Source organism: Deltaproteobacteria bacterium PRO3 (assembly GCA_030263375.1).
Taxonomy (GTDB): Bacteria; UBA10199; UBA10199; order DSSB01; family DSSB01; genus DSSB01.
Window position 1 is genome coordinate 57,401 of sequence record SZOV01000006.1, and the last position, 6,365, is coordinate 63,765.

7 protein-coding genes are annotated in these 6,365 nt (G+C 50.7%); 2 read left to right on the top strand and 5 right to left on the bottom strand.

What is annotated here, in order from left to right:
- The 5 genes from FBR05_02360 to FBR05_02380 form a co-directional block, all read right to left on the bottom strand.
- Entirely contained in the window at window positions 1–1,074 is a 1,074-nt protein-coding gene (locus FBR05_02360) for a hypothetical protein (protein ID MDL1871028.1), read from the bottom strand.
- Between the two features lie 72 nt (window positions 1,075–1,146).
- Complete coding sequence (locus tag FBR05_02365) at window positions 1,147–1,350, bottom strand: hypothetical protein (GenBank protein ID MDL1871029.1); 204 nt, start codon at window positions 1,348–1,350, stop codon at window positions 1,147–1,149.
- Between the two features lie 342 nt (window positions 1,351–1,692).
- Window positions 1,693–2,508 carry a hypothetical protein gene (locus FBR05_02370; GenBank protein ID MDL1871030.1) on the bottom strand — a complete coding sequence of 272 codons (816 nt, stop codon included), beginning with the start codon at window positions 2,506–2,508 and terminating at the stop codon, window positions 1,693–1,695.
- A complete protein-coding gene (locus FBR05_02375; GenBank protein ID MDL1871031.1) occupies window positions 2,505–3,164 on the bottom strand; it encodes a hypothetical protein in 660 nt (219 codons plus the stop codon). Before FBR05_02375 ends, FBR05_02370 begins: the two co-directional genes overlap by 4 nt.
- 269 nt (window positions 3,165–3,433) lie before the next feature.
- A complete protein-coding gene (locus FBR05_02380; protein MDL1871032.1) occupies window positions 3,434–3,970 on the bottom strand; it encodes a hypothetical protein in 537 nt (178 codons plus the stop codon).
- Between the two features lie 540 nt (window positions 3,971–4,510).
- Here FBR05_02380 and FBR05_02385 point away from each other — a divergent pair.
- Together FBR05_02385 and FBR05_02390 are read left to right on the top strand one after the other, a co-directional pair.
- Window positions 4,511–5,944: a DUF2971 domain-containing protein gene (locus FBR05_02385; protein MDL1871033.1), complete on the top strand. Its 1,434-nt coding sequence runs from the start codon at window positions 4,511–4,513 to the stop codon at window positions 5,942–5,944.
- A 274-nt stretch (window positions 5,945–6,218) separates the two neighbouring features.
- Window positions 6,219–6,365, top strand: a 147-nt coding sequence (locus FBR05_02390; protein ID MDL1871034.1) for a helix-turn-helix transcriptional regulator, incomplete at its 3' end; no start/stop codon positions are given.

The window sequence follows — 6,365 nt, forward strand, 5'->3', positions numbered from 1 at the left end:
CTATTTGGCGAGGTCTTGCATCTTCGCCTTCAACCTCAAGCTCACCACCTGCTGATCCTGTCTGACATACTGCAAATCCAAAAAGGTTTCGAAGAGACTGGGCGATTCCCGGCGATAGGCCGCGGGATCGACTTGGTTCAGGCGGGAGAGGAGGGCGTTGAGCTCTTGCTCCAACCCGTCTCGCTTATCGGCGAGCGAGGAACGGCCGGCGGGATTTTTCAGGACTTGGAGGGCCATGTCGAAGGCCTCGGCGTTGAGAGACTTTAAGCGCTGGAGGAGGGCGGGCTTCGATTCCGCAGGCGCCGCGGCAGCGGGAATCGCCGGCGATGAGCTGGCGGCGGCATTGGGAGCCGGTTGCTTGGCGGCAATTGCGGGCGCGGAGGTTTCTTTGGAGGGAGCGGTCGTGGGCGTCTCGGCCTGTGCGCTCGCGGCGCTTGCGGAGGTCTCTTCCGGGCTCCTGGGATAAAGATCAGCCTCCGGAATCCAGCCCTTGGGCTTTTGGTCCGCCTGGACCTGGGCCCAGCCTCCCTGCCAAGCCGAGACGGTGAGCACGGTGCCTCGCTTCGCGGAGCCGCGCGCGGGCGCGGCGGGATCCGGATTTTGGAAATAATGCGCCTTGGGATTTTGGACGATCCGAACCTCGGTCCAGGACCCGCCCTTGCTTTTGTCTAGCAGGGCGCCTGCTTCCTTCGCCAGCTTGGGGTTGAGCTGGGTGCAATCCCGTCTGAGCTTGTCCAGCTTGAGGAGCACGCTGGGATAGTTGGGGTTTGCCGTATAAAAGGTCAGCTGGCCCGAGGTCGCCTTGGCTTTTTTCTCCCCAGGCAGCCAAGCCGTGACGGAGTATTTGTCGCCCGTCTTTTTTCCGTAGAGGTAGAAACGGCATTCGCTGCTCGCCAGGTTGGGCGGTTCGTAAATGTCGTCGTAATAACCGGTGACGAACTCTTGGGACGGATCCACGCCCAAGGTCAATTTTTGATAGATGCCGGAGACGGGGGGATTGGGCTGGGCCTGCGCCATGGCCCCATCCGCGCCGCAGGCGCCCATCGCCAGCGCCAGGAGAAGGAATTTTTTCATGGGGGGATTTATGGCACGAAGGCGCCGGCGGAAGGAAATAAAATCCTCATGCGCCTTTTCCCCCCAGCTCCCTTACTCCCGAAAGCTACGGATGTAGTCTTCCAATTCATATTCATGATTGAAGAAGGCGAATTCCTCCTGCGGCGTTTGCTGCAAGTTGGTCTGCAGGGCCGAGCTGCGGGAATCGGTTTCGGCCTGGAAGAATTTTCGCAGCGTGGTCCAAAGACCGACTTGGTGTTTGGAAAAGGTGACGTGGTTTAGCGCGATGCTTTTCATGCGAGTTCTCCTTAGCCTTGTTTGTTTCCGAGCGATCATCGCTCTTGCCGAAACATAAGCAATCCCGGCGCCAAGTCAGGTACCATATATAAACGCAGATTTTTTCGGAGGATAAGCTCGGTGACGGTGGATGAGCCCCGATGCGAGACGGCGATTATCATTTTTAAAATGATAATCTGCCAAAATAATGACGGAATCTGCCAAGCCAATATCGCGTCATTTCCACGTCCCGTTGGCCACCCGCCTCAGGTGTTCTTCGTGGCTGATGCTGCTGGAGTCGGAAGACGGAAAGGACGTCGACGGCGATTGAGGAAGGCGATGGGTTGCAGGATCGATTAAAGTTTAAGGCGAGACGCTATAGATTACCGAGGTTCCGCCGGGCAAGGCGCCGTCGGCGCCGACCGTGAGGGTTCCGCTGAGGGCCCCTGGCATGGCTTGGCCGACGAAATCGACCTGAACGTCGGGGAAACCGGCCACCGTGCCGCTTCCGCTGCAGGTGAAACTGCCGTTGTTTTGGATCGTCCCCTCGACCGTCACCCAGGGCGGATCCCCGAACATGCTGATGGCGTTGCCAGCGATGGCGACCTCGAGGAAGGGCGGGAATGCGCCGATAAAGGGCGCGTGGCCGCCGGGGTCGGAAACGACGGCGGTCGATATTTCGAAGGGCCCGCCCGAGCCCAATTGCCCCAGGATATCCTCATCGCCGCCGCAGATATCCGGGAGGCTGGGATCGCTGATCAAGGCTCGAAAGCCCAACTCGGCGAATGCGTCGAAGTCGACGATCTTCGTTTCGGACGGGGGCAGGTTTTCCGCCTCGGTGTAGGAGGGTCGCAGGATATAGTCTCCATTGGCCTGCTCTTCGTAGAGGAAGGCGGCATGAGGCGGCATCATGTCTTGGAGCAGGGTCAGGACTTGCCCGACGTTAAGGTCCAGCAGCACCGGCAAGTCGACGGCTTGGGCGTCGAGCCGGGCCTGCAATTCGGGGTCGATGGAAAAATTGAGGCCGGAGAGCTTGGAGACGTCGAGCGCCACTTGCTGGAGCGTGGCGCCCGCGGCGAGATCGTAGGGCGAATCCCGCCAGTCCGAGGATCCGCCGCCGCAAGCGGCCAGGCAAGCCCAAAGCAATACCGCGCATGATTTCATCTTTCGAAGAATCATTTGGGCGCCTCCGGCTGGATTTCGCTGTTGTTGGCCGTGAATATTTCTTTGTAGGCGTCGTATTGGGCGTCGGTGATGCCGTTTTGGGCCGCGATTTTCCGCGCCAATTTTTGGTCCTTCATCCGCAGGCAGGTCTTCATTGTGGCCCGGCGCGCGACCTCGGCGCGATCGGGATCGCCCGCGTTGGTGAAGATGATGGTGGTGATGTGGTAGGCCAGTACCGTCTCGTTTTCGCCGCGTCCCATCAGGTTTTGACGGGTCGGCCCGCCATTGTATTGGTATTCTTCGCCCAGGCCCATCGAATGCCCGAGCTCATGGGCGAAATTCTTCGAAGTGGTTTCCTCGATCCAGAGATTTTCGGTGTCTGCCTTCTTTCGCGATTCGGGCGGCGGCTTGCCGAGATGAACCTTGATGCGTTTCCGATCGGGATCGCGCTCTTGGTCGCAGTCTTCGATCACCTGGATGTCGAAGATGAAGCGCACCGGCTTGGGGGGTTGTCCCTTGCCCATCCGGAAGGTCCGGGTGCAGGCGTTCCAGATTCGGTGGAGGTTTTCTAGATGGGCTTCGAGGAATTGTTGGACTTGCTCGACGGTGGGCCCTTCGGCCTCCGGGGTGTCGGGATTGTCCTTGGGGTCGGGGCAAAGGTCGGCCCGCATCGTGATGACAATTTCTTCCGCGGCGTCTTCAACCGAGACGTCGTTGGCCCAGAGGGATAAGGGGAGGAGAAGAAGGAAGAGACCTGAGATTAGGGTGGACCTAATTTTGGCCGGCATTGTTGAGGGATAGCATGGTGGGGGGATTCTAGGAATTAAAAAATAGGGGGCCCTGGTAAGACATCTTGTTCGCAGCAAGGAAGACGGAATTTGGAGGATGGAAGGCATTCTTTTTATAGACTTAATAATATGTCTCCGCCTTCGCGGCCGCGTTAGTTTTGGATATTTCGCAATATGGCCTTTCCGCCCCTGCTGTTCAGCGACAGAGAGGCGCCCCGCGATTCGTGGTTGCGATAGACGATCACCTGACTTTCCTCCCGCAATTTCCAAAAATTGTTACCTCGAAGGACGATGATCTGAATTTTCTCCTTGCGCGCCTTGGGTAGAAGGTCGTCATGAACAAAATCCATGGCCAGACTGGAGGAGGCAAGTTTCGACACCATAGACCCGGCTTGAAAGGAGGCCGAATGGTAGGGAACCAGCTGAACGCAGGCCAATCGGCGAGATAAGAGGCTCAAGGCCTCTTGATAGGTGCATTGCCGTTTCGTCATCAACGTCCTTAGGATGGGAGCGAGCTTCCCGGTCCAATATCGGTAACCGCCGTCCCAACAGTGGCGTGGGTTGAGGAAGACGTTGGGATAGCGTTTGTCCAAGTTCTTTTGCCGGAGGTTGTTTAAGAGCATCTTGCGGCAGGCGGGGATCTTGTATTCAGAATAGTAATTCAGGTGGCCGAGTCCGGGATTTAGCATCAAGAGGAATATTTTGGCACGCTGCAAATCGCCCCAGTAGGGGAGCGGGAGAAGTCCCAGGTGGAGCTTGGAGCTTTTCCCTTCTAGTTGTTCGCTTCGGCAATATTCGGAGAAGTTTTTGAGGAGGGATATTTTTTGGCGGTGCTTTGGATGCAATAAGAATTCGTCTCCGGGGAATAGGAAGGGGGGAGAGGTTAAAGGGAGTTTTTGCCAAGCGGTGATTATGGGTGGGGGCATGGGGTTATTAATTATGCGTATTTAATGGAAGGGGTATGGAAAATTAGTCATTGGAGGTGGGGACGACCTTCTGTTTCCAAATTCGATTTGGAATTTCCCGCAAAACCTTTTGGAAGTAAACAACTGATAAATTATTAACGACTTTTCATAAAGTTGTTTCCTTGGTGGAAAAGACATTATGAGGTCATTATTGGGTCAGTTTCGCCTATTTTGTGGGAGTATTGTGGGAAAATTTGCCTTTGCTTGAAGGGAGAGAGCCTTTTCCTATTACAATAGGTTTTACCCTAAAATTTCTATTGGAGAATGTGGATGCCGGAATTTTTATATAGATTTAGGTCTTTGAATTCTTTGTTGGGCAAACGTCAAGAGCTTGAAAATCAGGAAATATTCTTTGCGGCTCCATACCAGCTCAATGACCCTATTGAAGGGTTTAAGGATATTTTTTGGTGTGGAGATGAGATAGTTTGGAAAAATTTATTAAAACACTATTTGTTATGCCTGGAAAGAGTGTGCACACTTCTGATCCTTAGCAGGGAAACGGATGAGATACGTGCTTTAGATATTCCTGTTTTTAATACTGAGAGAGATCTTCCAACTGAAAAATATAAAGAATCTTTTAAGGCCATATGTAAAAAATTTTTCGAGAATAAAGCAACTGCGCAATATGCTAATATGTTGTCCTTACTAAAAAGACCAGTACGGCGAGATGAGTTAATATGGCATTTGCGACAGTTACATTGCTACGCTTTATGTTCCATCTTCACCTATTATGAGAATCAGAGGTTTATTAGAAAAAGTGATGGAAATATTCCATTTCGCAAATTAATCGAGAAAATTCTAATCGATCCTCAAACACGAAAGGGATTTAATAAAATAATCCAAAATCCATCGGTTGATGGAAAGATCTCAGATCAAATTTGGGCAACCATAAATAATTTTCATTACCAACTTCACTTAATTAACAAATACAATCAAGCGTCTACTCCTCTTCCTCAGAATAAGGAAATGGTATTTTTTCTGTTTCCTGAACATTATGTTAGGGAGCTCGAAAAAATCGTTCATCCAAATTGGTTTACAGCATGCTTTTTAGTAAACATTAACAATCCGGCCATATGGGGGCATTATGGGGATAGACATAGAGGTGTTTGCTTAAAATTTAAGCCACGATCATTAAATGGCAAACCTATTATTAAGCTAAAAGGCGTAGAGAGCCAGTCCGCGAGAAGTAGAAAGGAAGTCAGTTTCCAGTTTCATAAAGTAACCTATTCAAAGGATTATCCTCAAATTGATTTTTTTAGATCTCTTGGAAGGCTCCCGATCCCTGCTTTACAATCTTTTTGGTACAAAAATGAATTTGGAGAAGAAAGTATTTGCAGCGATGAAATTTTTAGAAATGAAGATCGATGGCGTAAAAAATATTGGGAAGATTTTTATGGTGGAATAACAACTAAGTTAAATGACTGGTCTTATGAAGATGAGTACAGGCTAATACTTAGCGAAGTTGCGACAGATTTTACTTTGGAAGAGCATCGAAAATATCAATATTCGTTGGACGATCTGGATGGAATTATTTTCGGAATTAATACCCCTATTGAAGATAAAATGCGCATCTTCAAAATTATTGAAGATAAATGTCGCAAAAATGGACGCGATCGCTTTAAATTTTATCAAGCTTTTTACTCGAGGGGGGAGAGTCAAATTTCAATTTTTGAAATGAACTTATTGAAATTCAAATAGAAGAGCGAGATAAAAATTAATTTGGCCTACTTTAAATATGCATGGCTCCAAAAATGGAGAGGTGAGGTTAGACGATCTAGAAGTTGGTCTGAGAGGGCTTTCCAGGTAAAGGCGTCATAAAATAGGAGGCCATGCTTTAGATGTAATAAATTGAAAAGCCTGTTAAAAACGGTTTTGTCAGGGGTTATGCAAATAAAAGTTTCAAATTGTTTATCTCTAGTCAAAGCGAGATTTTCCGGCTTGGTTTTCCAATTCAAATAGAGTCGCCCGGGGCCTGTCTCAAGCCGCTCTGGCCGAGCGCGCCGGGATATTCCGCCCCAATCTCATCGACCTGGAGTCCGGGAAAAGAGATTGCACGCTCAAGACGCTGGAGCGTTTGGCTCGGGCGCTGGATATTTCTCCTGGACGACTGCTCGACTCA